21 protein-coding genes are annotated in these 25,830 nt (G+C 62.9%); 7 read left to right on the top strand and 14 right to left on the bottom strand.

The annotated features are described in order from the left end of the window. Positions 1-21: 21 nt before the first annotated feature. Positions 22-1,191, top strand: a complete 1,170-nt coding sequence (locus tag JI744_RS18450) for a nucleotide sugar dehydrogenase (RefSeq protein ID WP_202662654.1) — start codon at positions 22-24, stop codon at positions 1,189-1,191. A gap of 889 nt (positions 1,192-2,080) precedes the next feature. Here the strand turns inward: JI744_RS18450 and JI744_RS18445 are convergent. From JI744_RS18445 to JI744_RS18420, 6 genes are read right to left on the bottom strand one after another with little or no spacing between them, the layout of a single operon-like run. Beyond that, positions 2,081-2,854 (bottom strand): crotonase/enoyl-CoA hydratase family protein, encoded by a 774-nt coding sequence (locus tag JI744_RS18445; protein ID WP_202662653.1) that lies wholly within the window; start codon positions 2,852-2,854, stop codon positions 2,081-2,083. Next, positions 2,851-3,708, bottom strand: coding sequence for a hydroxymethylglutaryl-CoA lyase (locus JI744_RS18440; RefSeq protein ID WP_202662652.1), 858 nt, complete (start codon positions 3,706-3,708; stop codon positions 2,851-2,853). The genes JI744_RS18445 and JI744_RS18440 overlap by 4 nt, the downstream gene beginning before the upstream one ends. After that, complete coding sequence (locus JI744_RS18435) at positions 3,701-5,704, bottom strand: acetyl-CoA carboxylase biotin carboxylase subunit (protein WP_202662651.1); 2,004 nt, start codon at positions 5,702-5,704, stop codon at positions 3,701-3,703. Before JI744_RS18435 ends, JI744_RS18440 begins: the two co-directional genes overlap by 8 nt. Before the next feature lie 7 nt (positions 5,705-5,711). After that, positions 5,712-7,319, bottom strand: a complete 1,608-nt coding sequence (locus JI744_RS18430; protein ID WP_202662650.1) for a carboxyl transferase domain-containing protein — start codon at positions 7,317-7,319, stop codon at positions 5,712-5,714. After that, the gene (locus JI744_RS18425; protein ID WP_202662649.1) at positions 7,316-8,482 is read right to left on the bottom strand and encodes an isovaleryl-CoA dehydrogenase; all 1,167 of its coding nucleotides are present in this window, start codon (positions 8,480-8,482) and stop codon (positions 7,316-7,318) included. The genes JI744_RS18430 and JI744_RS18425 overlap by 4 nt, the downstream gene beginning before the upstream one ends. A gap of 12 nt (positions 8,483-8,494) precedes the next feature. After that, complete coding sequence (locus tag JI744_RS18420; RefSeq protein WP_202662648.1) at positions 8,495-11,944, bottom strand: indolepyruvate ferredoxin oxidoreductase family protein; 3,450 nt, start codon at positions 11,942-11,944, stop codon at positions 8,495-8,497. A 179-nt stretch (positions 11,945-12,123) separates the two neighbouring features. Between JI744_RS18420 and JI744_RS18415 the strand changes: the two genes are divergently transcribed. The 3 genes from JI744_RS18415 to JI744_RS18405 all read left to right on the top strand — a co-directional run bounded on the left by JI744_RS18415 (position 12,124) and on the right by JI744_RS18405 (position 13,760). Continuing rightward, positions 12,124-12,582: an Lrp/AsnC family transcriptional regulator gene (locus JI744_RS18415; RefSeq protein ID WP_202662647.1), complete on the top strand. Its 459-nt coding sequence runs from the start codon at positions 12,124-12,126 to the stop codon at positions 12,580-12,582. Between the two features lie 103 nt (positions 12,583-12,685). Then, the gene (locus tag JI744_RS18410) at positions 12,686-13,357 is read left to right on the top strand and encodes a rhomboid family intramembrane serine protease (protein WP_202662646.1); all 672 of its coding nucleotides are present in this window, start codon (positions 12,686-12,688) and stop codon (positions 13,355-13,357) included. A gap of 184 nt (positions 13,358-13,541) precedes the next feature. Then, on the top strand, positions 13,542-13,760 hold the full coding sequence (locus JI744_RS18405) for a hypothetical protein (protein WP_202662645.1): 219 nt from the start codon (positions 13,542-13,544) through the stop codon (positions 13,758-13,760). Here the strand turns inward: JI744_RS18405 and JI744_RS18400 are convergent. The 6 genes from JI744_RS18400 to JI744_RS18375 all read right to left on the bottom strand — a co-directional run bounded on the left by JI744_RS18400 (position 13,710) and on the right by JI744_RS18375 (position 20,259). Next, entirely contained in the window at positions 13,710-14,126 is a 417-nt protein-coding gene (locus JI744_RS18400; RefSeq protein ID WP_202662644.1) for a hypothetical protein, read from the bottom strand. The genes JI744_RS18405 and JI744_RS18400 overlap by 51 nt on opposite strands. 176 nt (positions 14,127-14,302) lie before the next feature. Beyond that, positions 14,303-15,388 (bottom strand): DegT/DnrJ/EryC1/StrS family aminotransferase, encoded by a 1,086-nt coding sequence (locus JI744_RS18395; protein ID WP_202662643.1) that lies wholly within the window; start codon positions 15,386-15,388, stop codon positions 14,303-14,305. 325 nt (positions 15,389-15,713) lie between these two features. Further along, a complete protein-coding gene (locus JI744_RS18390) occupies positions 15,714-16,259 on the bottom strand; it encodes a hypothetical protein (RefSeq protein WP_202662642.1) in 546 nt (181 codons plus the stop codon). A 291-nt stretch (positions 16,260-16,550) separates the two neighbouring features. Further along, positions 16,551-17,999, bottom strand: coding sequence for a lipopolysaccharide biosynthesis protein (locus JI744_RS18385; RefSeq protein ID WP_202662641.1), 1,449 nt, complete (start codon positions 17,997-17,999; stop codon positions 16,551-16,553). Positions 18,000-18,045: 46 nt separating this feature from the next. Further along, positions 18,046-19,071 carry a glycosyltransferase family 2 protein gene (locus JI744_RS18380; RefSeq protein WP_202662640.1) on the bottom strand — a complete coding sequence of 342 codons (1,026 nt, stop codon included), beginning with the start codon at positions 19,069-19,071 and terminating at the stop codon, positions 18,046-18,048. Positions 19,072-19,152: 81 nt separating this feature from the next. Then, a complete protein-coding gene (locus JI744_RS18375; RefSeq protein ID WP_202662639.1) occupies positions 19,153-20,259 on the bottom strand; it encodes an acyltransferase family protein in 1,107 nt (368 codons plus the stop codon). Between the two features lie 258 nt (positions 20,260-20,517). On the opposite strand from JI744_RS18375, the gene JI744_RS18370 reads away from it, so the two are divergent. The 3 genes from JI744_RS18370 (at position 20,518) to JI744_RS18360 (ending at position 23,352) form a co-directional block, all read left to right on the top strand. Further along, entirely contained in the window at positions 20,518-21,021 is a 504-nt protein-coding gene (locus tag JI744_RS18370) for an acyltransferase (protein ID WP_236019550.1), read from the top strand. A 14-nt stretch (positions 21,022-21,035) separates the two neighbouring features. Beyond that, a complete protein-coding gene (locus tag JI744_RS18365; protein WP_202662637.1) occupies positions 21,036-21,764 on the top strand; it encodes an SGNH/GDSL hydrolase family protein in 729 nt (242 codons plus the stop codon). A gap of 166 nt (positions 21,765-21,930) precedes the next feature. Continuing rightward, positions 21,931-23,352 (top strand): efflux transporter outer membrane subunit, encoded by a 1,422-nt coding sequence (locus tag JI744_RS18360; protein WP_202662636.1) that lies wholly within the window; start codon positions 21,931-21,933, stop codon positions 23,350-23,352. On the opposite strand, the gene JI744_RS18355 is transcribed toward JI744_RS18360, so the two are convergent. Continuing rightward, positions 23,349-24,404, bottom strand: coding sequence for a ParB/RepB/Spo0J family partition protein (locus tag JI744_RS18355; RefSeq protein ID WP_236019549.1), 1,056 nt, complete (start codon positions 24,402-24,404; stop codon positions 23,349-23,351). The genes JI744_RS18360 and JI744_RS18355 overlap by 4 nt on opposite strands. A gap of 57 nt (positions 24,405-24,461) precedes the next feature. Next, positions 24,462-25,830: AAA family ATPase (locus JI744_RS18350; protein WP_202662635.1), on the bottom strand; the 1,369-nt coding region annotated here is incomplete at its 5' end.

The following is a 25,830-nucleotide window of genomic DNA, read 5'->3' as shown; positions in this document are numbered from 1 at the left end:
CATCCGACGAAGGAGACGACCTTGCCGAAAATCGCCGTTGCGGGCCTGGGCTATGTGGGCCTGTCGAACGCCATCCTGCTGGCGCGCCAGAACCAGGTGGTGGCCGTCGATGTGGTGCAGGCCAAGGTCGATCTGGTCAATGCCGGCCGCTCGCCCATCGTCGATGCCGAATGCGAGGCGCATCTGGCCAAGGGCGGGCTGAACCTGACCGCGACCACCGATGCCGAGGCCGCCTATCGGGGCGCCGATTACGTCATCATCGCCACGCCCACGAATTACGACGTCGACACCAACCGCTTTGATACCCGCGCCGTCGAGGCGGTGATTGATCAGGTGAAAAAGGTGGCTCCCGATGCGCTGATGGTGATCAAATCCACCATCCCCGTGGGCTTTACCGAAGCCGCCAGCCGTCAGCACAACACCAGAAACCTGATCTTCAGCCCCGAATTCCTGCGCGAGGGCCGTGCCCTTTACGACAACCTTTACCCCAGCCGCATCGTGGTGGGCGAGGTGTCGCCCCGCGGTCAGGCCTTTGCCGACCTGTTGAAGGCCGCCGCCCTGAAACCCGATGTGCCGGTGCTGTTGACCGGCCCCTCCGAGGCCGAGGCGATCAAGCTGTTCGCCAATACCTATCTTGCGATGCGGGTGGCCTATATCAACGAACTGGACAGCTATGCGCTGGCGCGGGGGTTGGACAGCCGCCAGATCATCGAGGGCATCGGCCACGATCCCCGTATTGGCAGCCATTACAACAACCCGTCGTTCGGTTATGGCGGCTATTGCCTGCCCAAGGATACCAAGCAGCTTCTGGCCAATTACCACGATGTGCCGCAGACCCTGATCCGCGCCATCGTCGAGGCCAACGCCACCCGCAAGGATTTCATCGCCGACCGCATCATCGCGGCGCGCCCGAAAACCGTGGGGGTCTATCGGCTGACCATGAAGGCCGGGTCCGACAATTTCCGCGCCAGCTCCATCCAGGGCATCATGAAGCGGATCAAGGCCAAGGGGATCGAGGTGGTGATCTATGAGCCGACGCTGACCGAGGACACCTTCTTCCGCTCGCCCGTGATCCGCGACCTCGGGGCGTTCAAGACGCAGTCCGACGTGATCATCGCCAACCGCCATGCGCCCGAACTGGCGGATGTGGCGGACAAAGTCTTTACCCGCGACATCTTCGGTTCGGACTGAGCGGTCTTGTGCGGATAGGGGAATCGACCGCCTTCGTCGTAGCCGGTGACAGGCCCGGATCGAAGGTCAGGGCGGCGGCGGCCCTGGGCGTGCCCGTGCTGCCATGGTGCAACGTAGCCTAGCGCCCGATCAGCCTAGACCTTTCCTAAACCCCCATGCTGCACCTTTGCCTGATAGCTGGTGATTTGCGTTATGTCCTATAGAATATATCGGGCTGATGATCTGGGACATGGGCGCTTAAATTACGCCGTTGATGATCGAGTATATCGTTATGTTATATCAGGTATAACGGTTTGACGGGCTAATCAGGGGTGACACCAGATGAGACGCCATGAGACCGCATGCAACATATTATGATTGCTTCATGCGTTGCACGTGATGCCTGGATGCTGCCGGATGAAGCCAGGCGGGGCGCTACGGGTCCCTCCTGGGTGGATCGGCTTCCGGGGGGTCTCGTTGAGCCCGGTTCACCAGACTTTTATGCGGAACACCGACTTTTGCCGGACTCAGGCTCATTGGTTATCACTGATACTCATAGAGGCTCATGAGGTATCATAGGGTGTCACGCCAGTTGACCGCTAAAAACCTCGAAAGTGACGGTTCGACGTGGGTTTGGGGCGAAATAGGTTTTGGCAGGGTTCTGACAATGGTTTTCGTCAAAACCTACCCATAAAAAACATAATATAATCAAATAGATATATATGATGATTTGTGTGTATATGGTTTTGACCGTGGGGGTTGGTGCCTCTGTTTTTTCCGTCGTGGATTCCCATAGGGGGCCTAGTGTCAAAACCTACCCCCCCCCTTAAGTGGTTTTAGCCATCGCGACGCCAATGAAAAAGCCCGCCGAAGCGGGCCTGATCAGGTGATGTTGTCCTGACCTTCCCCCTCAGTTCCACGGAGGGCTCTTCTTGTCCAGAAAAGCACGGATGCCGGTCGCGGCCTCGGGGCTTTCCCAGGCATCTGCCAGACGCCGGATGCTGTCGTCGATCACCGCGTCATCGATGCGGGGGCCAAGGGCGCGGGCAAGGGCCTTGGCGGCAGCCACCGCGCCGGGGGCGGTGGCAAGATAGGGTGCCACCTCGGCCTCGACCGCGACATCAAGGCTCGCCTCATCAACCACACGAGAGATGAGGCCCAGGGTTTCGGCCTCGTCCGCGTCGAAGACGCGGGCCGACATGAAGACGCGGCGGGCGCGGCCTTCGCCCATGCGGGCCAGAACATAGGGGCCGATCGTGGCCGGAATGATCCCCAGCCGGGTTTCCGAAAAGCAGAATTTCGTGCCCCGCGCCGCAAGGGCGACATCGCAGACAGACGCCAGGCCAATACCGCCGCCGAAAACCCCGCCGTGCAACCGGCCGATCAGCGGGACCGGCATGGTGTTCAGCGCCTGCAACATCTCGGCCAGCTTGCGCGCCTCGCGCTGGCGCTGCGGGCGGTCGGCTTCGATCTGGGCTCTCATCCAGACCAGATCCCCACCGGCACAAAACACCGGGCCTGCGCCTGACAGCACGATGGCGCGGGCCGCGCCCGGCGCATAGGCAAATTCGGTCAGCTCCGCGATCATCGCAGGGGACAACACGTTGCGCCGCTCGGGCAGGTTCAGCGTGACATGGACGACACCGCGCGGATCGGTGCGGACATCCAGCGTTTGCCAGGTCATGCCGGCCTCCTCAGGCTGTGGGCAAAGGCGGCGGCACGGGCCAGCCGGACAGGGTCAAGCCCGGTGTCAAAGCCCATGTCATCCAGCAGGGCCGCCACAGCTTCGGTGGCGACATTGCCCTTGGCGCCGGGCGCATAGGGGCAGCCGCCAAGACCGCCGACCGCACTGTCAAAGACCCGCAGCCCCCGGTCAAGGCTGGCGGTGATGTTCTGCAACGCAAAGCCGCGCGTGTCGTGGTAATGCCCGGCAAGACGGCTGGCCGAAATCCGGTCCAGAACAGCCTCCAGCATGGCACCGATCCGGTCTGGCGTAGCAGACCCCAGGGTGTCGCCAAGGCTGATCTGACTGCACCCCATTTTTGCCAGCGCCTCGGCCACTTCGGCCACCGCCTCGGGGGCGACCGGCCCGTCATAGGGGCAATCGGTCACGCAAGAGACATAACCCCGGACCGGGACCGCCGCCGTTCGGGCCAGATCCAGCACCGGGCGAAACCGCTCCAGACTCTCGGCGATCGAGCAGTTGATGTTGCGCTGCGAGAACCCTTCCGAGGCCGAGGCGAAGACCGCCACCTCGTCGGCCCCGGCCGCAACCGCACGCTCAAAACCCTGAAGGTTGGGGGTCAGCGCAGCATAGGTGACACCGGGCTTGCGGGTGATGCCCGCCATGACCTCGGCGGCATCTGCCATCTGCGGCACCCATTTCGGGCTGACAAAGCTCGTCACCTCGATATGGCTGAAGCCGCAACCGGACAGCAGATCGACCAGCCGGATCTTGTCGGCGGTGGCGATTAGCCGGGCCTCGTTCTGCAACCCGTCGCGCGGCCCCATTTCGTAAAGCGTGACGGCTTCAGCCATCCGCGCCCTCCATCCGCACCAGAAGCGTGCCGTCGCTGACCTGATCGCCGGTCGCCACCAGAACCTCCGCCACGATGCCATCGCGGGGGGCGGTCAGCACATGCTCCATCTTCATCGCCTCAAGGATCACGAGGGGGTCGCCCTTGGTCACCCTGGCCCCGGCGCGGGTGTGCAGGGCGGCGACAAGGCCGGGCATCGGGGCAAGGACCGCATCGCCCCCCCCATGGTCATGATCGCCCGTCACAAGCGGACCTCGCAGGGCGAAGTCGTGCTTTCGCCCGCCAAGGAACAGGCTGATCCGGCCCGGCGATGCCGCCAGATGCGCCGTGGATTGCAGGCCGTTGCAGGCAAAGCGCAGGGCACCGCCCTGATGGTCAAGAAGGGTCAGCACGATCTCGCGCCCCTCGCCGGTCACGCGGAACTGCCCAAGGCCAAGATGGATGACCCGCAGCGCAAGGGGGGTGCCGTCATGCTCCAGCATCACGAAACTTTCCGCCTGCGACCAGCCGCGCCAGCCGGTCAGCCTGTCCCACGGGTCGGGGGCTTGCGGCTGGTCAAGCAGGTTCAGCGCGGCAAGGGCGACCAGCGCCGCAGCCTCGGGGGGCAGCGGGACAGGGGGGATCAGCCGGTCCAGATCGCGGGCGATCAACCCGGTATCAACCTGTCCGGCGCGAAAGCCGTCATGGCGTGACAGCGCGGCCAGAAATTCAAGATTGGTAGTCGAACCGGCTATCCGGCATTGTTCCAGCACCGTGGTCAGCCGCGCCAGAGCCGACGCGCGATCCGGCCCTTGGACGATGATCTTGGCGATCATCGGGTCATACCAGGGGGAAACCTCATCGCCCTGCCGGATGCCGCTGTCGATGCGCACCGAGCTGCGGGTGAATTCTGCCGCCGACGGAAAGGACAGATGGTCCAGCCGCCCGGTCGCGGGCAGGAAGCCCTTGGCGACATCCTCGGCATAAAGCCGCGCCTCGAAGGCCCAGCCGTCGATGCCCAGGTCTTCCTGCCGGAAGGGCAGGGGCGCGCCACTGGCGATACGCAGTTGCAACTCAACGAAATCAAGCCCGGTGATGGCTTCGGAAACCGGATGTTCAACCTGAAGCCGGGTGTTCATCTCCATGAACCAGAAACCATCGGGCCGCAGCGGGCCAGAGCCATCGACGATGAATTCGACCGTTCCGGCGCCCTGATAACCGATAGCGCGGGCGGCCTCGACTGCGGCCTTGCCCATGGCGGCGCGAACCTCCTCGGTCATACCGGGGGCAGGGGCCTCTTCGATCACCTTCTGGTGGCGGCGTTGCAGGCTGCAATCCCGCTCGAACAGGTGGACGACATTGCCATGGGCATCGCCAAAGATCTGAATCTCGATATGCCGGGGCCGGGTGATGTATTTCTCGACCAGACAGGCCGGGTCGCCAAAGCTCGCCTGCGCCTCGCGCTGCGCGCTCTCCAGTGCGGCCGTGAAATCTTCCGGCACCTCGACAAGGCGCATCCCCTTGCCGCCGCCGCCCGCCCGCGCCTTGATCAGGACCGGATAGCCGATGGTGCGGGCCTCGGCGGCAAGATGCGCAGGGTCCTGGTCGGCACCGTGATAGCCCGGCACCACCGGCACCCCGGCCTTTTCCATCAGCGCCTTGGCGGCATCCTTCAGCCCCATGGCCCGGATCGCGCTGGCCGACGGGCCGATGAAAACCAGCCCGGCGGCCTGAACCGCTTCGACGAAGCCGGGGTTTTCCGACAGGAACCCATAGCCGGGGTGGATCGCCTCGGCCCCGGTGCGCAGGGCGGCGGCAATGATCGCCGCGCCTTGCAGATAGCTTTCGGCGACGGCGGCAGGCCCGATGCGTACCGCCTCATCGGCCATGGCGACATGCTTGGCCCCCGCATCGGCATCGGAATAGACGGCGACGGTGGCAATGCCCATGCGGCGCGCGGTGGCGATGACACGGGCGGCGATTTCCCCACGATTGGCAATCAGGATCTTGCGAAACATCGGGGCCTCACATGCGGAACACGCCAAAGCGCGTCGGAAGGATCGGGGCATTCAGCGTGGCCGACAGCGACAGGGCCAGCACCTCTCGCGTGCGGCGGGGGTCGATGATGCCATCGTCCCAAAGCCGGGCAGAGGCGTAAAGGGGGTGCGACTGGCGCTCGAACATCTCCACCGTCGGGCGCTTGAATTCGGCCTCCTCCTCGGGCGACCAACTGCCACCTTTGCGCTCGATGGCGTCACGCCGGACAGTGGCCAGAACACCCGCCGCCTGTTCGCCCCCCATCACCGAGATGCGGCTGTTGGGCCATGTCCACAGGAACCGCGGCCCATAGGCGCGGCCGCACATGCCGTAATTGCCCGCCCCGAACGACCCGCCGACCAGAAGCGTGATCTTCGGGACCTGGCTGGTCGCAACCGCCGTCACCAGTTTGGCACCATCCTTGGCGATACCCCGGTTTTCGGCGGTGCGCCCGACCATAAAGCCTGCGATGTTTTGCAGGAAGACCAATGGGATGCCGCGTTGCGAGCACAGTTCGACAAAATGGGTGGCCTTCAGCGCGCTTTCCGAGAAGATCACCCCGTTGTTGCCGATAATGCCGACCGGCATGCCCATGACATGGGCAAAACCGCAGACAATCGTGGTGCCATAGCGCGGCTTGAATTCATCCAGACGAGAGCCGTCGACAATGCGGGCGATGACCTCGCGGATGTCATAGGGGGTCTTGGCCTCTGGTGGGACAACGCCCATCACTTCGGCGGGGTCGTACAGCGGGTCTTCGGGTGCTTGCAGGACAACGGCGGGGGATTTGCGGCGGTTGAGGCTGGCGACCGCCCGGCGGGCAAGCGCCAGCGCATGGGCATCATCCTCGGCCAGCAGGTCGGCCACGCCGGAAAGCCGCGTATGCACATCGCCGCCGCCAAGGTCTTCGGCGCTGACCACCTCGCCCGTGGCGGCGCGCACAAGGGGCGGACCGGCCAGAAAGATCGTGCCCTGTCCCTTGACGATGATGGTGACATCCGACATCGCGGGCACATAGGCGCCGCCCGCCGTGCAAGACCCCATCACCACGGCGATCTGCGCGATGCTCTGGGCCGACATATTGGCCTGATTGAAGAAGATGCGGCCGAAATGGTCGCGGTCGGGGAACACCTCATCCTGATTGGGCAGGTTCGCACCGCCGGAATCCACCAGATAGACGCAAGGCAGCCGGTTTTCGGCGGCGATCTCCTGCGCGCGAAGGTGTTTTTTCACCGTCATCGGAAAATAGGTGCCGCCCTTCACGGTGGCGTCGTTGCACAGGATCATCACCTCCTGCCCCTCGACCCGCCCGATGCCGGCGATCAGGCCCGCCGCGGGGCTGGCGCCCTCGTAAAGCCCATGCGCGGCAAACAGCCCCACCTCCAGAAAGGGCGAACCGGGATCCAAGAGGCGGTCGATCCGCTCACGCGGCAAGAGCTTGCCCCGGCTTTGGTGCAGGGCGCGGGCCTTGTCGCCGCCGCCAGCCAGCGCCAGTCCGGCGGCGGCGCGGACGGTTTCAAGCGCGGCCATGTTCGCCGCCTGATTGGCGCGAAAGGTCTCGCTGCGGGGCGAGATGTTCGTGGCAAGCACCGTCATACCGTCATCGCCCCCATCAGCTCGCGCCCGATCAGCATCCGGCGGATTTCCGAGGTGCCGGCACCAATCTCCATCAGCTTGGCATCGCGGAAGATCCGGCTGACCGGGGTTTCATTCATGAAGCCTGCGCCCCCCATGGCCTGCACCGCCTGATGCGCCACCTCCATCGCGGCTTCCGAGGCGTAAAGCACGCAAGCCGCCGCATCCTGCCTTGTGACCACCCCCCGGTCACAGGCGCGGGCCACCTCGTACACATAAGCGCGGGCCGAGTTCAGCCTGGTGTACATATCGGCGATCTTGGCCTGCATCAGTTGGAACTGACCTATGCTTTGGCCAAACTGCTTGCGGGCGACCATGTAGGGCATGATCTCGTCCAGACAGGCGGCCATGATGCCGGTGCCGATCCCCGACAGGACGACCCGTTCATAATCCAAGCCAGACATCAGCACCCGCACGCCCTTGCCCTCGGCCCCCAAGAGGTTTTCGGCGGGCACCTCGACCCCGTCGAAGATCAGTTCTGCCGTGTTCGATCCGCGCATTCCCAGCTTGTCGAAATGGGGCGAGGTGCTGAACCCTTTCATGGTCTTTTCCACGAGGAAGGCGGTGATACCCTTCGATCCGGCCTCGGGGTCGGTCTTGGCATAGACCACTAGCACATCGGCATCTGGGCCGTTGGTGATCCAGTATTTCGTGCCAGTCAGCACATAGCACTCGCCCTTCCGCTCGGCCCGGAGTTTCATCGACACCACGTCAGACCCTGCGCCCGCCTCGCTCATCGCCAGCGCACCCACATGGCTGCCCGCGATCAGCCCGGGCAGGTATTTCCGCCGCTGCGCCGGGGTGCCGTTCAGCTTGATCTGGTTGATGCACAGGTTGGAATGCGCGCCATAACTCAAGGCAACCGAGGCCGAGGCGCGGGCGATTTCCTCGACCGCGATGACATGGGCCAAGTATCCCATCCCCACCCCGCCATATTCCTCCGGCACGGTGATGCCCAACAGGCCAAGGCTGCCCATTTCCGGCCAAAGCTCGGCGGGGAAGGCATTCTGCCGGTCCACCTCGGCGGCAAGGGGTTTGACCCGGTCCTGCGCCCAGCGGTGGACCATATCGCGCAAGGCACCGACCTCATCGCCCAGATCGAATTTCAGCGATGCCAGAAACATCCCCGTCCCTCCTTATTCCGCAGCCATGGCCACGGGTCTGTTGTCCAGCAAGGTCGCGCGCAGGCCGTCGCGCCGCGCCATCTGTTTGTGCCAGGCCGCCTCCTTGACCGGGCCATAGCCGCGGATCTCTTGCGGCAGAGCCAGAAGCTCGGCGATCAAGGGCAGCGTCTCGGCCGTCACAGCCTGTTCTGCCAACGTCAGATCGTCTTCGTAGCGCGCGATCAGCTCACGCTCCAACCTGCGGTCATGGCTGTGGCCAAAGGGGTCCGCCCAGGTGCCGCGCAGGAATTTGAGCCGGGCCAGAACGCCGAGGACGGGCAATATCCACGGGCCGAATTCGCGCTTTTTCGGGCGTCCATCGCTGGCCTTGCCGGGCAGGATCGGCGGGGCAAGGTTCAACGACAGGCGGTAGGGGCCAGAGAATTCGGCCTCAATCCCCTTGCGGAAGGCGGGCAGGCTGTAAAGCCGCGCGACCTCGTATTCATCCTTGTAGGCCAGAACCCTGGCATAGGTTTCGGCCACCACGCGGGGCAGGTCATGGGTGCCAATGCCTTCCGCAGCGGCGGTGATCCGGGCCAGGCTTTCGCGGTAGCGGGTGGCAAGGCCTGCGTTCTGATAGGCTTGCAGATGACGGGCGCGGGCCGCGACCAGTTCCTCCAGAGGCAGGGAGGGGGCGGGTGCATCCGCCGCCCCGCCTGCCAGTGCGACCACCCGCGCCGGGTCATGCGCCAGAAGCCTGCCCCAGTTGAAGGCTTTGGTGTTGGCATCGACCGCCGTGCCATTCAACCCGATGGCCTCCAGGATCGCAGCCCTGGACAAGGGCACCAGCCCAGCTTGCCAGGCATAACCCAGCATCATCAGGTTTGCGCCGATCTCATCTCCCGTCAGCCGGGCAGCAAGGCCCGAGAAGTTCAGGAAATGCCGAGACGAGCGTACCGAGCCTGCAACAGCAGCCTCGGACCCGGCCTCCTTGAAGTCGAAATCGCGCTGGCGAATGAAATCGGAAACCGGGGTGACATGGGTGTTCAGCACGGCCTCGGTCCGGTCGGGGCTGCACAAGAGGTTGCAATCCCGCGATGCCGCCACCACGGCATCCGCCGCCAGCAGCAGGTCGGCGGACCCGGCGGCGATGCGAGGGGCGGCGATGGGCCGGTCGGGCCGCGAGATGCGGACATGGCTCATCACCGCGCCGCCCTTTTGCGCCAGCCCCGCCATGTCCAGCACCATCGGAATCTTGCCCTCGACATGGGCGGCCATGCCCAGAATGGCGCTGATGGTCAGAACGCCGGTGCCGCCAACCCCGGCAAGGGCAAGGTTCCAGGCGCGCTCGATCTGCGGCAGCACGGGATCCGGCAGCGCCGAGACATCCGCCCCGCCCTGTCCTAGGGTCTTGCGCAGGGCCGCGCCACGGACCGTCACAAAAGAAGGGCAAAAGCCCTTGAGGCAGGAATAATCCTTGTTGCAGGCTGACTGGTTGATCTTCCGCTTGCGGCCCAGATCGGTCTCCAGCGGCTCGACCGCGATACAGTTCGAGGTCTGCGAGCAATCGCCACAGCCTTCGCAAACCGCCGGATTGATCCACAGCCGCAGGTCCGGGTCTGGTGCCGTGCCCCGCTTGCGGCGGCGGCGCAATTCGGCGGCGCAGGTCTGTTCGTAGACGATGATTGTGACACCCGGCACCTCGCGCAGTTCCAGCATCACGGCGTCGATCTCGTCGCGGTGGCGGATTTCGGTGCCGGGTGCAAGGTCTGCGGCGCGGTAAAGCTCGGGGCGGTTCGACATCAGCACAATCTTCGCCACCCGCTCATGATAGACCTGATGGGTGATCTGCTCGGGCGTCAGCTCGCCGTCGATCGGCTGGCCGCCGGTCATGGCGACCGCATCGTTGACAAGGATCTTGTAGGTCAGGTTCACCCCCGCCGCGACCGACTGGCGGATGGCAAGGGTGCCCGAGTGAAAATAGGTGCCGTCACCAATATTGACGAAGCGGTGCTTCTCGTCGGTAAAGCGGCTGATCGCCGTCCAGGGAACGCCCTCGGCCCCCATATGGGTGAAGGTCTCGGTCCGCCGATCCATCCACTGCGCCATGAAATGACAGCCGATCCCGGCCATTGCCTTCGACCCCTCGGGCACGCGGGTCGAGGTGTTGTGCGGGCAACCGGCGCAGTAATGCGGCAGGCGCAGGACAGGGGGCACATGGGCTGCGGCCCGCGCCTCGGTCTTGTGCAGGGCCTCCACCCGGGCGCGCAGCCGGTCGGCAAGATCGTGGGGCAGATCAAGCCGCAACAGCCGCTCGGCAATCGCCCCCGCCACCATGCCGACGGTCAGCCCGGCGGACAGGTGAAGGAAGGGCCGGCCCGCCTCGTCGAACTTGCCAACGATGCGGGGGCGCACATCGGCACGCCAGTTGAACAGCTCCTGCTTGATCTGGTTCTCGATGATCTCGCGGCGCTCTTCAATGATCAGCACTTCTTCCAGACCCCGCGAGAAAGAACGGATGCCTTCCGGTTCCAAGGGCCAGGGCATGCGGACCTTGTAAAGCCGCAGGCCGACCACCGCCTGCTCTGCCGGTCCAAGGCCCAGTTCCGCCAGCGCTTGCCGCACATCCTCATAGGCCTTGCCCGAGGCGACGATGCCAAAGCGGGCGCGGCCATGATCAGCGATCAGCCGGTCCACCCCGTTGGCGCGGGCAAAGGCGAGGGCGGCATAGCCCTTGTGCTCTTGCAGCCGTTCGTCCTGCACCAGTGGCGGGTCGGGCCAGCGCAGGTTCAACCCGCCGGGCGGCAGGTCGAAATCATCGGGCAGAGCGAACTGCCGCGCCTCTTGCGCCAGATCGACAACCGAAGAAATCTCGACCGTTTCCGAGATCACCTTGAAGCCGACCCAGCAGCCGGAATAGCGCGACATGGCGATGCCGAGGAGGCCCATCTCCAGAAACTCATGCACCGAAGAAGGGTAAAGCATCGGCATCAGGGCCGAGATGAAGGCATGATCCGACTGGTGCGGGATCGACGAGGATTTGCAGGTATGGTCATCGCCCGCAATCGCCAGCACCCCGCCATGGCGGGCCGAACCGGCCGCATTGGCGTGCTTGAACACGTCGCCCGAACGGTCCACCCCCGGCCCCTTGCCATACCAGATGCCGACAACCCCCTCTTTGCGGGCACCGGGCGAGAGATGCAGTTGCTGGCTGCCCCAGACGGCGGTGGCCGCCAGATCCTCGTTCAGGCCTGGTTGAAAGACCACATCATGCCGATCCAGAAACCTGCGGGCCTTGACCAGTTGCTGGTCATAGCCGCCCAAGGGAGAGCCGCGATAGCCAGAGATGAAGCCCGCGGTGTTCAGCCCGGCAGCCCGGTCGCGGCGCATCTGGATCATGGGCAGTCTGACCAAGGCCTGCGTGCCGGTCAGAAAGACCGAACCGCTCTCTGCCACATATTTGTCGTCCAGCGAGACAGACATGCAATCTCCTCCGCCTGACTCTCCTCCCGCTCACTTTACGCCCGGCCTTGGAAACAGGGTCTCTAATGCTGACCTTGTTGCCGCAGTTCGTGAAACATTGTACCATATAGGCGGTAAAAATCGGTAACCCGTTATGAAAGGCATCACTTCTTGATGATCCTGTCGCGCAAGGGGATGGTATGCAGCTTGACGATTCGGACCGGCGCATCCTTCGCGCCCTGCAAGAGCAGCCGGAACTGACGCTGCGCGAGCTGGGAGAGGTGACAGGCCTTAGCCACTCTCCCTGCTGGCGACGGCTGCAGCGGCTTCAGCAAGAGGGGGCGATCGGGGCCAAGCGGTTCGTCGTCGATCCCGAGGCGATCGGGTTCGACATCCTTGTGCTGTGCTTCGTCAAGATTTCGCATCACCAGCGCGATCGGCTTCGCGCCTTTGAGGAGGCCGTGGCAAAGGTGCCCGAGGTCATGCAGTGCTACTCGCTCAGCGGCGAATACGACTATGTGCTGCAAGTGATCGCCACCAGCGTCCGCGACTATGAGGCGACGGTGAAGAATGCGATTGTCGAACTGCCCAATGTGCAGTCGGTCAACACCAGCTTCACCCTCAAACGCGTCAAGAACAGCCTGAACGTGCCAATCTGAGACCCCTTGAACGGTCCCCCTGAACCCGAACAGGACGCCCCGGTTCGGGTTTTGCTTGCAGCCCGCCGCGGAACGCGTCACCGCTAGGAAAAACGGGGCAGGCATGGACAGCGACGGGCAAGAGCAGGCGGATTGGCGGCATCCGGTGGTGCTGGCCATTTTCATCCTGTGCCTTGTACCAGAAGTCATCCTGTCGGGGGCCGACTGGGGGCTGTGGGGCGATCCACGCTGGCGGCTTTGGGCATTTCAGAATGCCGGGTTCTGGGCCGGGCTGTTGCACAACTGGCGGCCGAACTATGTTCTGCAGCCCTATATGATGTTTCTGACCTATGGCTTCCTGCATGCCGGGGCGGTGCATTTCATCGTCAACATGACAACGCTGATCTCGCTGGGTCCGCCCTTGGCCGATGCCTTTGGCGGGCGGCGGCTGGTGCTGCTTTATGCCGGTTCGATCGCGGGGGGCGCGCTGGGGTTCGCGGTGCTGTCCTCTGCCGTCCTGCCGATGGTCGGCGCATCGGGCGCGCTGTTTGGCCTCGCAGGGGCGCATGTGGCGCTGCATTACCGGGCGCGGCGGGCAGTTCATGCCACACAGCTGCCGGTGCTGCGGGCGATCCTGGGGCTGGTGGCACTGAATCTGGTCTTGTGGTGGGCAATGAACGGGCAACTGGCCTGGGAAACCCATCTGGGGGGCTTTGTCACAGGCTGGCTTCTGGCCCTGTGGTTGGACCCGGAGCCGGACGATTCGTCAGACCGCGATCTGCCGGACGTGGTTTAGAGGCGGCGCTTCAGATCGGGCATCTGGCAAATTTCCGCCCCCGATAGCGGCAAAAGTGGGCCTAAACCGCCGGTTGTCCCCACCCCGCGCAGGAAAAGCTGGACCTTGGCGGGAAGTCTGTCACCCTTTGGGGGTAAGAGTTTGATCTGGTTATTGTGAACAGATTTCCAGAAGGAACCCTCAGATGGATGTTTTCACGATCTTCATGGGCCTTTACCTGCTTGTGGCGATTTTCGCGGGCGCCATGACCTATGTCGAGCAACACCAGACGACCACCCGCAGCAAGGTTTTCACCCCGCTGGCCTACCTGATCTGCGCCCTGTGGCCCTTGGCCGTGGCGGCAATGCTGATCTCAATGCAGCTTGACCGGATGGCCATGGCTCGGCGGCAGGCCCGGGCCTGATTTAGGCGACCGACGCCCGGCATGCCGGGGCATCGCCAGCTTGAGTATGACATAATCTTCATTAGCGGAGGAAGATTCTCCTCCGCGGCTGCGCCCCAGATCGTCCTGCCCATAGAGCCGCGACAGGCCCGCCCACCAATGCCGCAGCACCCCGGCGGCAACGGCAGACCGGGGATCTTCGGGGCCGAACAACTGACCCGACAATGCTTCGAATTCCGCTGCCCCCAACTCCTGGCACAGGGTAATGCCAAGGGCCAGCATTTCGCGATATTCGGGCGACCGGGCCAGAACCCGATCTTCGGGCGGACGGCCCCCCTTGGTCAGCGCCTCATAAAGCTGGCGCGCGCGCAGCACCTTTTCGTCCACTCCCCCGTCCTCTCATACTGATCACCAAGGCAAGCCGCCGCAGCAACGGCATGCCCTGCCCCAACCTGCCGCGCGGATGGGGCATTTCCGCGGCGAAGGTGGGGGAGGAATGTGGACAAGGCCCGAACCGGCCGCGCGCGGCCTTCGGAAAGGGTTAACTTTCGTCAACCGGTGGGTCAGGAAGCCGCAGCCGTGCCCGAAAGCATCCAAGGGGCAGGCGCCGCCCTGCCCTCGCCCGCAATGCGGGCCAGATCGGTGCGAATCTGATCATCCGACAGCACCGCCATGCCACCATGCGTGGGCACGCTGATGATACGGCGGAAGATGTCGCTTGCCTGCGGCAGGTCGGCCAGCGGGCGGTAATATTTACCCGCCATGAAATGCTGCAACCGGCCAGGCAAATCTTCGGGCACCGTGGCATCCGACAACAGCGCAACGCTAGTCAGCGCCACATGGGGCACGCCGCCGCCACACAGGGGCACCAGACCGACCTCTGCCGCCAGCGCCACAATCCGCTGGCGCTGCTCGGTCGAGGCGGCGATCCAGTTCGGCGCATCCTGCAACCGGTCCAGCAGGAAAGCGCAAGAGATGTCAGAGATCTTGCCGTTGTTCAGCCAGGCCTCGGGCGGCTCTGGCGGGCGGTCGCCATAGGTGATCAGGGGTTCCAGCGCATCCACCGCCTCGGCAGGCACCAGGATCAGCCCGCCCTCACCCATGCCATAGGGTTTGGTATGGTGCAGGCTAAAGGCCTGCCAGCCCCAATCGGGCATCCGGGTGCCGATGCCGGCGGCATTGTCCAACAGCAGGGGCAGGTTCCGCGCCCTGGCAAAGGCGATCACCGCGTCAAACCCCAGGGCATGGCCCATCGGATTGACGGCGATGATGCCATCATAGCTGCCGGGGTCCACCGCCCGCAGCGCCGCCATGTCCAGCATCGCATCGCCATCGCAATCGACAAAGGTCACATCGGCGAAATAGCCGCGCCCCAGATTGCGAAAGGCAAAGGCGGGTGCCAACCAGCGCAAGCGGCGACCAAACCGCATGGCCCAAAGTCGCGCCATCGCCTCCAGCGCGATGCCGGCATTGGCGCAAGGGATCAGGCAAACATCGGACGGCAAGCCCATATGGGCCGACATCTCATCCCTCAGGCGATGCCACAGCGGCCCGCCATTGGCCCAGTGGTTGCGGGCAGCACTCGCCTCTAGCAACCGACCGACCCGCGCAAGATCGGGCCGCTTGTCTTCAATGAAACTGACTTTCATCTGAACACGACACCGCACAAGCACCTGTGAAACCACACAAACGACCTGCCAATAGCCAGACCGCAGGAAGGCCAAATCCCACCCTTCATCGCAGCTCCCCCAAGCTGATCCGCCGCGGCAAGACCGGGGGATTTGGCGATGTGAGCGGAAATCCGCCGCCGAGTCGAGTGGAAGTTGTGGCATCCTACAAATTGCAACCATAGCGGAAACAATCAGACGAATATTGCCATATTGTTTAGAATTATTCCTGTGAAGCCGAGCACTTCATGCAAATGAAATCGGGCGCCCGAAGGCGCCCGACAGTATCATCAGGAATTGGCTGGTTTCAGGCGCGCTTGCCGCGACGACGCAGCGAGCCCAGACCCAGCAAGGCACCGCCCAAGAGCAGACCCGCAGCCGGAACCGGAACCGGCGAGACCGAAACGGCATCGATATCAAAACCATCGAAGGACTTGCCCTTCTTTGGGGTGGTATCAACGATCTTGATCTGGGTGAAAACACCCTTGGCCGCGAAAGTGGTGGCCAAGTAGTTCTTGAGCGACGCAATCAGCGTCCAGGTCGTGCCATCGCCAACATAGACGTCGGCAAATTCCGGCTGTTTCTTCGGGTCGTTGAAGGTGACCTCGAAAATCTTGCCCACGGCCCGGAAGGGCTGCGCAAAGGACAGAACGATCGAACCACCGATGCCCAGCGAGACGAACAGGCCGTCTTCGGCACCAAGGGCGGCCGTCGGGTAGTCACGCCCGGCGAGGGTCTTCTTGAAAAGGCCCTTGTTATAGGAAACCACCGAATCCGCATAGATCGGGGCAGCGTTGGAAGCGGCAGGCGCCAAAAGAGCAGCCGCAAGGACGAGGGATTTGAGGAACGTCATGAAAGCGGACTCCTGTCGAAAAACTTCATTTTCCAGTTAGCACATGCAGCATGGCAAAACGATAAATATCTTTCGGTCCGGCAAGATTACGCACATATGATGGAAACAATGCCGCAACAGCGCGAAAAATGGGCAGATCACGGAAACAATAGCCAAGGCATTGTTCTTAAAGGCCGCAGCTTTGCCAGATTTCCGCTTACAAAAAAGCCGCGACTCCCCATCACGGGTGATTCGGACAGCCAAAATACAACCCCAATGCGTTCTCCTGTCAGATTCCGCCATGCAGCAACTTCAGCGGCGGCCCCGCGTCACAATCTGCCGCAGCAGCGGGACAAAGCGCGCCCGATCCAGCAAAAGCTGCCCGGCGACATAAAGTGCCACCCCCAGCGGAATACAAACTGCAAGTTGCAGCAGTGGACTAATGGTCAGATGGGCCTGCACCACCGCCACCGCCAGGCCCATTGCCGCCGCTGACAAGACCGGCCGGCCCAGAACCTTGACGACCTCCATCGGGGGCTGCCCGATGAGGCGCAGCGCGAAAGAGCAATTTATCGGCGTCAGCAGAATGGTCAACACAAGCTTGCCGGCCACGACAGCGACAATTCCGTAATTCACGGTCACCAAAAGCGTGCAGATCGTCATCGATGCGGAAAAGATGCTCCACTTGAACTGGAACTTTGCCCAACCCTTGGCAGAAAAGATCACACTGTTCAGGTCATTTACGGTGCCGAACATGGATCTGATCGTCGTAAGCCCCATCAGAACCGCCACCATGTCCCAACCCGGCCCCAGAAGCAGCCGGACTGCGGGATGGGCAACCGCCCATAAGCCGAAGGCAACCGGAGCCATGACCACCATCAAGCCGTGCTGCATGGTCAGATAGCCCCGCCGCATCCGGGCATCATCCTCCTGGATGGTCGCCATGATCGGGAACATCACCTTGCGCACCATCTGCACCGTGATCCGCAGGGGGGTAAAAACGATCTGGTCCGCCATCCGGGAATAACCAAGATCGGTGGTCGAAAGCCGGTTCCCGACGATGGGACGGTCAATTTGCGAGCTGAGGAACTGCACGACGCCCGCCGCCGTAACATAGCTGCCATAGGACAGCAGTGGTCGCAGGACGGAATAACTGAACTGCAAGCGGGGGCGCCAACGCGAAAACCACATGATGCACAGCATGGTCACGATGGGGCCAGCCATCATCTGGGCAATCAAGGCCTCTATCTTGAAACCAAGCAGCACCATGGCCACAGCGACGGCTGAACTGGACACAGCTCCGGCAACCTCTGAAATGGTAAGATGGCCAAAGGCCAGACGCCGCTCCAGCACGGATTGTGGAACACCCTGCAAAGCCCCGAAAACAAATATAGGGGCGACCCACAACAAGGGGCCAACAATCCGGCTGTCCCCCATCACCTGGGCGATCCAGGGCGAAAACATCATGGTTGCCATCGTCATCACCGCCCCGATGCCAAGGTTCCACCAGAAAACGCAATCCTCTTCCAGCTTGGTCACATTGCCGCGCTGCACCAGCGCAATGCGAGTGCCGAAATCGGTCAGTATCTGGGCTATTCCTGACACGAAGGCGACCATCGAGATCAGGCCGAACTCCGCAGGCGAAAGATAGCGGGACAGAATTCCAAGGACCGCCACCCCCTGAAAGGCGCGCAAAAGCCGCCCCGCAACGGTGAAGCTGGCGCCCTTCATGGCCTTGGATCTGAGGTTCTGCTGCGTCATTCTGAATGTATCCAGTCGGCCTGTTCAACAGCGGGCATGGGCCGGATCAAGCCGGGCCACCCTTGCGCGACCAGCGGAAACGATAGCGCCCAGGACGCAGATAATGCAGCAACGGCGTAAGAGGCAGCTTGACCACAGACGACCACTGCCCCGCCGCCAGGAACAGGCCCACCCCCTGCCACCAAACCCGATAGGCCGCCCCCAGGTGCCCTTCGGCAAAATAATCCCGCACCGTGAAGGCGACTGTGCGGGCAAGCGCCAAATTACGCTTGTCCGCAGGGCCCGGATAAAGACCTGCCTTGTTACGGTCGATCAGAAACCTTGTGCGCACATAGCGGATTGCATCGCCCGAATTGGTCTGTGTGACGCTTCCCGGCAGGCTTTGCCGATAGCCCATGATGGCCGGCTGACCGATGACCAGAACAGGCCCGCATTCGTTCGCGCGATAGAACAGATCGGTGTCCTCACTGTGGCGCACTGCGCCGGTGAAACCGCCCAGTGCCTGAAACACAGATCGCCGGAAGCCGACATTGCACGATGATACCGTTGTGATGGGATCATCAAGGCGCATGTCCAGCAGCGTATCATGCAGGCGCAGGGCCACAGGTGCCTCGGTCACCCGGTCAAGCTCTGCATTCTCATGGAAGCGGACTGCTTCGATGAAAAGGACCGTTGCCTTGGCGGCTTCGGGGCAAGCCAGGGCATTTTTCATGACACCAACACCCCAAGGCAGCCAGATGTCATCGCTGTCGTGAAAAACAACCCAGTCGTTTAGCGCTTCGTCCATACCGCGGTTCCGCGCGGGGCCGGGACCACTGTTCGACTGCACAACAAGCCGGATGGTTGCCCCCCGGCTTTGGGTCGCCAAGGCCCTGACAACCTCTGGCGTTTCGTCGGTCGAGCCATCGTCCACTACAACCACATCCAGACCAGATGCTTCCGGCAGAAGGAATGGGGCCAGGCAGGCTCGAACATGATCGGGTCGATTATAGACCGGGATCACAACCGAAAAACTGCATCCTGCCCCATCTGGCGATACGGCCTTGCAGGCATCTGGATCAAAACTGGCCAACAGCGCGTACTTTCCTTCAAATCACGCCGGGACACTATCAGCCCTCGCACATGGCTGTCGATACTGCGGCGCAGCATGCCGTCAACCCGCAGTCTCCTGCAAGCGTCCGGCAACATAGACAGGCTTGCGCCGCGCCTTGCGATAAAAGGGGTGCTCAACCCAGTTGGTACATATCCAGGCCATCGGGATCGAAAGAGTAAAGGTAAAGGCTGCCAGCAGACCCAGATAACTCCAGCGGTCAAGATTCTGGTCGTTCAACAGGTACATCCCCAGATAAAGCGGGGTCATGTGCAGAAGATACAACGAGTAAGACAACTGCCCCAGCCACAGCATGGGGCGCGACGACAGCCACGCAATGGGTCGTCGCGACACGCCCCGATCACGCGCCAACAACAGCCAGCCCAAAACAAGGCCCCAAATCCCGATGGCCATGTCCGCCAGAAGGCAAGCCACAATGGCAGACCCCGTCACCGAAAGCGGGGTGAGCCAGCCCCGACCCGCCCAATCTTTTCGCCAGCAGGCAAAACTGGCGATGCCCAGGCCAAAATAGGGGGCATAGGCTACCAGGTTGGCCGGATTTGGCCAGTGCCGCAAAAAGACCCAAGCCAGCAGACAGGCAAGCCCCACAGTCCACCGCCGCCAGATCGCGCCGGTCGCCAATCCCAAAAACAGCGGAGGGGCCACAAGGTAGAACTGGAACTCGGTCGAGATATTCCACCCCTGCCCCAAGAACGTATAGGCCGCATTGGGCAGAATCTGTCGCGGAACCAAACCATGCAAAAGGGTAAGATGCGCGACCACATGTGCAGGAAGACGATCTAGCCCGCTCTCAAATGCTGACAACCGATCTGAAAGGCGCGCGCCCTCGAACGGGGCCTGCCTCAGCGCCTCGACAGCCAGAGGCGCGACCATAAGGGACAGCAAGAAAGCAACAAGATAGGCCGGATATATCCGCAGCAACCTGCCCCGGATGAACTCTCCGTAGCCCTGCCGACGCCGATCAAGCATCAGGAATATCACGAAGCCACTGAGGATACAGAAGATCTTCACCCGGATCAAAGACCCGAACAGCGGAGCGAAAAGGCCAAATGATTCTGGGGCTATCCCGACCGAGGGCAACAGATGCACGACCACGACCCAGACGGCCAAAAGGCCCCGCAGACCGTCCAACTCCTTGATCTTGCCCATAAGACCACCCGCAGGGTTAATGACCCTGCCGCGCCGCAGAATCTCCCCAAGGACTAGCCGGGGAAACCTTACTCAATCGTTAATAGAGCATTAACCACCGAACAAAGATCCCCCCCAAAGCGAGGCCCACGGCAGACCTGCCTGATTTCCGGGGCCCTGGGGCTGGAAACGGTGTTGACCAAGTGCAGCTTGCCGGGCAGCAAGCAGGCCCCTAACCTTGAGCGCAGAATGAACCGAGCAACAGACCAGGCACCCTCCATGACGCAGCCAACCCCGCAAAAGCACCGCAAGATTTCTCGACAGGGCCTGAACTACTTCAAGGAATTGCGGAACGCAGTCATATGGATTCGGCGGTTCTGGCTGGTGAAGGTCTGGGGCATGGACATTCATCCTGACACCATGATCTCGCTCTCGGCCAAGCTGGACAAGACCTTCCCAAAGGGTGTGCATGTCGCGCGAGGCGCCCGATTGGCCTTTGAGGTGCGGATCATGACACATGACCGGACCCGCGGTCTTTACCTGCATACCCGCATCGGGGAAGATGCCTTCATCGGCGGGCGCAGCATCATCTTGCCGGGGGTCGAGATAGGGGCAGGCAGCATGGTCGCCGTTGGATCGGTTGTTACAAAATCCGTGCCTCCGCGTACTTTGGTAGGTGGCAATCCCGCCAAGATTCTGCGTGAGGGCATCACGATCGTAGGGGGGCGCTTTCTGGAGGCGGATGCGAATGAAAGTGCCTTGGTCGAGGCCGGCCTGACCTGACCGGAAGCAAGACGGTGACAAGCCGCTGGCAGATAGGGGCAAGTGTTCTGATCGTCCTCGTCGGGATGGTTCTCTGGGGCCTGCAACTGTGGCAACATCGGCTACTTCCCCCCGCTGACAGAGCCTTATCTGCCCCGGTTACCCTTGAGGCCAAGCCCTTTCGCGTCACGCTGATCGGCACCAGCCTGACTTCGCGCCCAGGCTGGCCCGAGAGCCTTGAACACAGGCTGGCACAATGCCTCGGCAGGGATGTGGTCATCACCCGCATCGCCCGCGCGGGCATGAACTCGAACTGGGGGGTGGCGCAACTTGAGGCGATCAAACAAACGAAGCCCGATCTCGTTACCATCGAATTCTCGGGAAATGATGCCGACCTTCATGACGGCGTTTCCCTTGCCAAAAGCGAAGAAAACCATCGCAACCTGATCGCAGGATTGCGATTTGCCCGACCCGATCTGCCGGTCATCCTGATGGTCATGAGCCCCAAATACGGCTTGCCCAGCCTGATGCGCCCCCTCTTGCCGCGCTATACGGCAATCTACCCTGCTCTTGCCGGGCAACTCGATACCGGGCTTCTTGACTTCTACCCCCGATGGCTTGCCCTGCCTTGGCAAGAAAGGGGTCTTCAGAGTGACGGGCAGCACCCCGACCCCCTTATTGCAACAGAGGTCATCGTGCCTGTTCTGGTTGCCTATATCGGGCAGGCCGCCACAAAATCCTGTGGTGACTGGCGTACAAGATAGGTTGCGGCTGCATAATTTGCGGCAAGGATGCCTCACCCGCCCCCCAACCTGCGACACCCGGCTTGCCGCCTACCCTCCCCTGCGGCATCCTTTCGCCCGAGCAGAAGGCGGGCCACCGCCGGAACAACAGCCGGAAACCGGCAGCAGGCACATGGACCTACATCGCATGGCGCCGCAGCGCCAAGCCCGTCACCCTTGGGGGCGACCTTTTGCAATCTCTGCCCTGGCGCTGGCCACGGCACTGGCGGCTTGCGCGCAAAAGGAAGACTACAAAACCCCGCATTTTCCCTTTTTTGGCTCTTATTCCCAAAAACAGGCGGCCCCGGTTCTGCTTTCGAATGCCGAATGGTGGCACGGGTTTCAGGATCCGGTTCTGAACCAGCTTGTGGCGCAGGCGCTGGCCGGAAACCTCTCGATCGCGGCGGCGAGAGAGCGGGTGGTCCAAGCGCGTGCCGAGGCGCGGGGGGTGCCCGACAGGGCCGGTCTGTCCGCTTCCGCCGCGGGCCGTCAGCAAGGGGAAAAGGGCGGCGATGTGACCTCCTCTGCCGAGGGAGATCTGGGGCTTTCCTGGATGCTGGACCCTTATGGCGAGCGGCGCGCGCGCAAGGCCGCCGCCGGGGCGCGAGTAGAGGCCGCGGATGCCGAGACGGATGCCGCGCGCCTGCTGGTGCTTTACAACCTGTGCAACGCCTATGTGGAATTGCGCTATCAGCAGCGCCTTCTGGCCCTGCGCCAGCAGGAAATCGCCAGCCGCCGCAGCACGCTTTCCCTTGCACAGAGCCTGTTTGATACGAACTCGGGCACGAAACTGGATGTGACGCGCACCCAAGCCGAACTGGCCCAGGCCCAAGCCGATCTGCCGCTGATCGAGGCGGCAATCCGCGTGCAGCAAAACCAGATCGCGGTGCTGACCGGACGCCAGCCCGGCACCTCCGGCCCCGAGCGTGAGCCTGGCAAGGGGATGCCTCAGGCGCGGATGAGCGCCGACATCGGCATTCCCGCCGACCTTCTGCGCAACCGCCCCGACATCCGTATTGCCGAGCGTCTGTATTACGCCGCTGTCAATCAGGTGGATGTGGCGCGCGCCGCTCTTTACCCCCGCCTGTCCTTGTCCGGGGCGATCAACCTGACTTCAGTGCGCAAGGGTGGCTCCAGCCGCGATTATTACTTTGGCCCCTCGGTTTCGCTGCCAGAGTTTCCGAACAGCAGCACCAAGGCAGGGGTCGAAGCCACCTATTCGGCGGCACGTCAGGCGCATATTGACTGGAAGGCCACGGTGTTGAATGCGGTGATGGAGGTCGAGAATGCCCTTGTCGAATATGACGGCAGCCGCCGCGCCCGCGCCGCGACCGAGCGCAGCCTGACCCTTTATCGTCAGGCGCAGACCATGACGCGCGATCTGGTGCAATCTGGCGGAGCGACGGTGGGCGACCTGATCGATGCCGACCAGTCGGTGACCAATGCCTCGAACACCCTTGCCCAGACACAACGGCAGCAGGCGCTGGATTTCATCGCGCTGAACGTGCGGCTGGGGTCGGGCAGTGCGGCGGGCGAAGCCCCTGCCCCGGCCACACCACCGGGCAACTAAAACCCCTGCCCTTTCAGCCAGATTTCCAGCCTGTCCCGCAACCCCGCATCCACGCCGGGGCCGGTCAGCCTTATCTCGCCCTTGCGAAAGCTGAATGTGACACTATCGCCCGGTTTGTGACTGTTTTCCTGGGTAATAGCAGGGCTGGCCACCTGCCCTTTTGGCACCGGCTTCAACACCTGATTCAACGCCATCATTTCCGCCGCCGCATCGGCGGGGTCAGCCTTGACAAGACCCTGCGCCAGGTTGGCAGCGAAATCCGGCTCCGCCTCCAGCCGCATCGCAAGGGCAAGGCCCAGCCGCTCCGGGATTGCCTCGGGAAAGCGTAAAGTGTCACCAAGCGCCGAATAGAGACTTAGAAACGACCCGATCTTGGACCTGCGGGCGCGGCTCGCATTGGCATAAAGCCGCTGCAAGGCCAGCTTGGATGACGCGAAAACTCCCGCCTCGACCGCCTTGGCGGCAATGCGGGCGCGTTCGTAATAGGACAGGCCAGTGCGGATCTCGTTCTCTTCGACCATGGCGACATAGGCATCGCCTGCGGTTTCCGGTCGTCGCAGCACCGCCAGAACGGTGGCAAACCGCGCCTCGCCGGTCTCAGTGTGCAGGGCGCGCAGGGCCGACAGCCGCCGCCAGCCCGAGATCAGGCCATAGCGCGGCGCGGTTCCTGCCCCATGATCGACCACCTCGATTGCCATGCGCTGGCCATGGGCGCGCAAGCTCTCGGTCAGGCTGGACAGCGCCTCGGCATCCACAGTCACCCGGTCACGCACCAGCCAGCCTTCGTCCACCTGATCCAGCGGCAGGGCCTGCACAAAGCGCCCCTCGGCGCGGGCATTCGACACCTCTTCGGCCAGTTCGCGCAACGCGGCCATGGCGGCGGCATCGGCGGCCTCTCGCGAAATCGGGGCAGGGGCGACGCCGAAAGGGTGCATCGCCTTGGTTTCCAGCGCGCGGGTCAGGGGACCGGCGGCATAGGGTTCGGCATGCAAGGCGGGCAGGGTGCCTTCGTCCAGATCCCCCGGCAGGCTCAGACGTTTGCGTTTCGCCATTTCAGCTCTCCTCGCCCATGGTCTTGAGGCAAATGTTTCGCGCGCGAAACATTCCCATCACTCCGCCGCCTGTTGTTCGGCCAGTTCATCGCGCCGCCAGGTGCCGATCAGCAGCTTTTTGAAGGCGGCATAGGTGGCGTCAAAGGTCTCGCGGCCACGAATATAGGTGTCGCGGTTGAAGTCGCGGTAATCGGCCTCGTAGATTCCGTTCACCTGTTCGCCCGCCTGCCCGATCAGCGCGGTAAAGCCTTGACGCGCGGGGGACAGGGTGCGGCCCAGATAGGCCTGCATCAGCCCCGCAAGTTCGGCCTGCTGGTTGCCATCAAACCTTGTGACCAGAACCCGCACTGCATCCCATTCGAACGACAGTTCTGGCCGCCCCAGGGCGCGGGCAGCGATATTCTCGCCCTCTTCGATGCTGGAGAAGGTGGAATGCAGCATATCGAAGAAGCGACCTGTGGAATCGAACTCCAGAAACGAGGCCCCCAGCGGCACCAGCAGGATATCGGCGGCGGCAAGGCCGTTGATCGTCAGATAGCCAAGGGCAGGGGGGGTATCGACAAAGATGATGTCGTATTGGTCCAGCAGACCGTCCTGCTCCAGACTTTCGGTCAGCGCATCCCACAGCTTCCAGCCGCGTCCCTGCATCCGCCAGACCGGAATCTGGAACTCGGCCCAGTAAAGGTTCAGCTGCGCGCCGATCAGGTCGATGTTGGGCCAATGGGTTTTTTGCACCAGATCGGGCGCGGTGACCTTCAGCGCCTCGGCCAGGGTGTCGTCGATCGGAATCGGCGGCTCTCCCCGGTCAATCCGGCCCTGATTGCTGGCGCGCAGGTGGCGGGCGTAATGGCGGGCAACCAGTGGAAAGACCGTGCCCCATTCATCCGCCACCTTGCCACCAAAGATCGAGGTCATCGAACCCTGGCTGTCCAGATCCACCACCAGCACGCGGTAGCCATCCAGTGCTGCCGACATGGCAAGATGGGCGCAGGTGCTGGTCTTGCCCACGCCACCCTTGAAGTTCGCCACCGCCACGATCTTCGCGGGCAGGCCCTTTGGCCGCCAAGGCAGGTATTCCTTGGCCTTGGACCCTTCAGCGGCGAAATGGGCGCGCAGGCGCAGCACCTCGTCCAGCGTGAACCATTTGGCCCCGCCCTCGGTTTCGGATGCGCCCTGCGGCAGATCAGGGTTCTGTTTCAGCACGCGGCGAAAATGAGCCTGTGCGACGGGAATCAGATAGCGGGTGATCTCCCAGGTCGAAAACAGGCGCAGGGTCTTGCGGCCTTCGTCGTTCAGGCCACGTCCGATCAGGTCATCGCGCCCCCGGCCGCAAGCCTCGGCGATGCGGGCAAAGCTGGCGGTGTCGGTGGCATCCCCCAACTCGGCAAGGGCCGCATCAGGCTGAATGTTGAAATAGGGGGGGGGG

It is taken from the genome of Fuscibacter oryzae (genome assembly GCF_016765795.1).
GTDB classification, from domain to species: Bacteria; Pseudomonadota; Alphaproteobacteria; order Rhodobacterales; family Rhodobacteraceae; genus Fuscibacter; species Fuscibacter oryzae.
This window is presented reverse-complemented; position numbering and strand designations above follow the sequence as displayed.

Coding starts and splice junctions, on each gene's coding strand:
- JI744_RS18410 (WP_202662646.1), top strand. CDS start 12,686: ATGGACAGCGACGGGCAAGAGCAGGCGGATTGGCGGCATCCGGTGGTG.
- JI744_RS18440 (WP_202662652.1), bottom strand. CDS start 3,708: ATGGCTGAAGCCGTCACGCTTTACGAAATGGGGCCGCGCGACGGGTTG.
- JI744_RS18430 (WP_202662650.1), bottom strand. CDS start 7,319: ATGACGGTGCTTGCCACGAACATCTCGCCCCGCAGCGAGACCTTTCGC.
- JI744_RS18375 (WP_202662639.1), bottom strand. CDS start 20,259: ATGGGCAAGATCAAGGAGTTGGACGGTCTGCGGGGCCTTTTGGCCGTC.
- JI744_RS18370 (WP_236019550.1), top strand. CDS start 20,518: ATGACGCAGCCAACCCCGCAAAAGCACCGCAAGATTTCTCGACAGGGC.
- JI744_RS18420 (WP_202662648.1), bottom strand. CDS start 11,944: ATGTCTGTCTCGCTGGACGACAAATATGTGGCAGAGAGCGGTTCGGTC.
- JI744_RS18445 (WP_202662653.1), bottom strand. CDS start 2,854: ATGACCTGGCAAACGCTGGATGTCCGCACCGATCCGCGCGGTGTCGTC.
- JI744_RS18395 (WP_202662643.1), bottom strand. CDS start 15,388: ATGAAAGTCAGTTTCATTGAAGACAAGCGGCCCGATCTTGCGCGGGTC.
- JI744_RS18360 (WP_202662636.1), top strand. CDS start 21,931: ATGGCGCCGCAGCGCCAAGCCCGTCACCCTTGGGGGCGACCTTTTGCA.
- JI744_RS18425 (WP_202662649.1), bottom strand. CDS start 8,482: ATGTTTCTGGCATCGCTGAAATTCGATCTGGGCGATGAGGTCGGTGCC.
- JI744_RS18415 (WP_202662647.1), top strand. CDS start 12,124: ATGCAGCTTGACGATTCGGACCGGCGCATCCTTCGCGCCCTGCAAGAG.
- JI744_RS18355 (WP_236019549.1), bottom strand. CDS start 24,404: ATGGCGAAACGCAAACGTCTGAGCCTGCCGGGGGATCTGGACGAAGGC.
- JI744_RS18435 (WP_202662651.1), bottom strand. CDS start 5,704: ATGTTTCGCAAGATCCTGATTGCCAATCGTGGGGAAATCGCCGCCCGT.
- JI744_RS18405 (WP_202662645.1), top strand. CDS start 13,542: ATGGATGTTTTCACGATCTTCATGGGCCTTTACCTGCTTGTGGCGATT.
- JI744_RS18385 (WP_202662641.1), bottom strand. CDS start 17,999: ATGACGCAGCAGAACCTCAGATCCAAGGCCATGAAGGGCGCCAGCTTC.
- JI744_RS18390 (WP_202662642.1), bottom strand. CDS start 16,259: ATGACGTTCCTCAAATCCCTCGTCCTTGCGGCTGCTCTTTTGGCGCCT.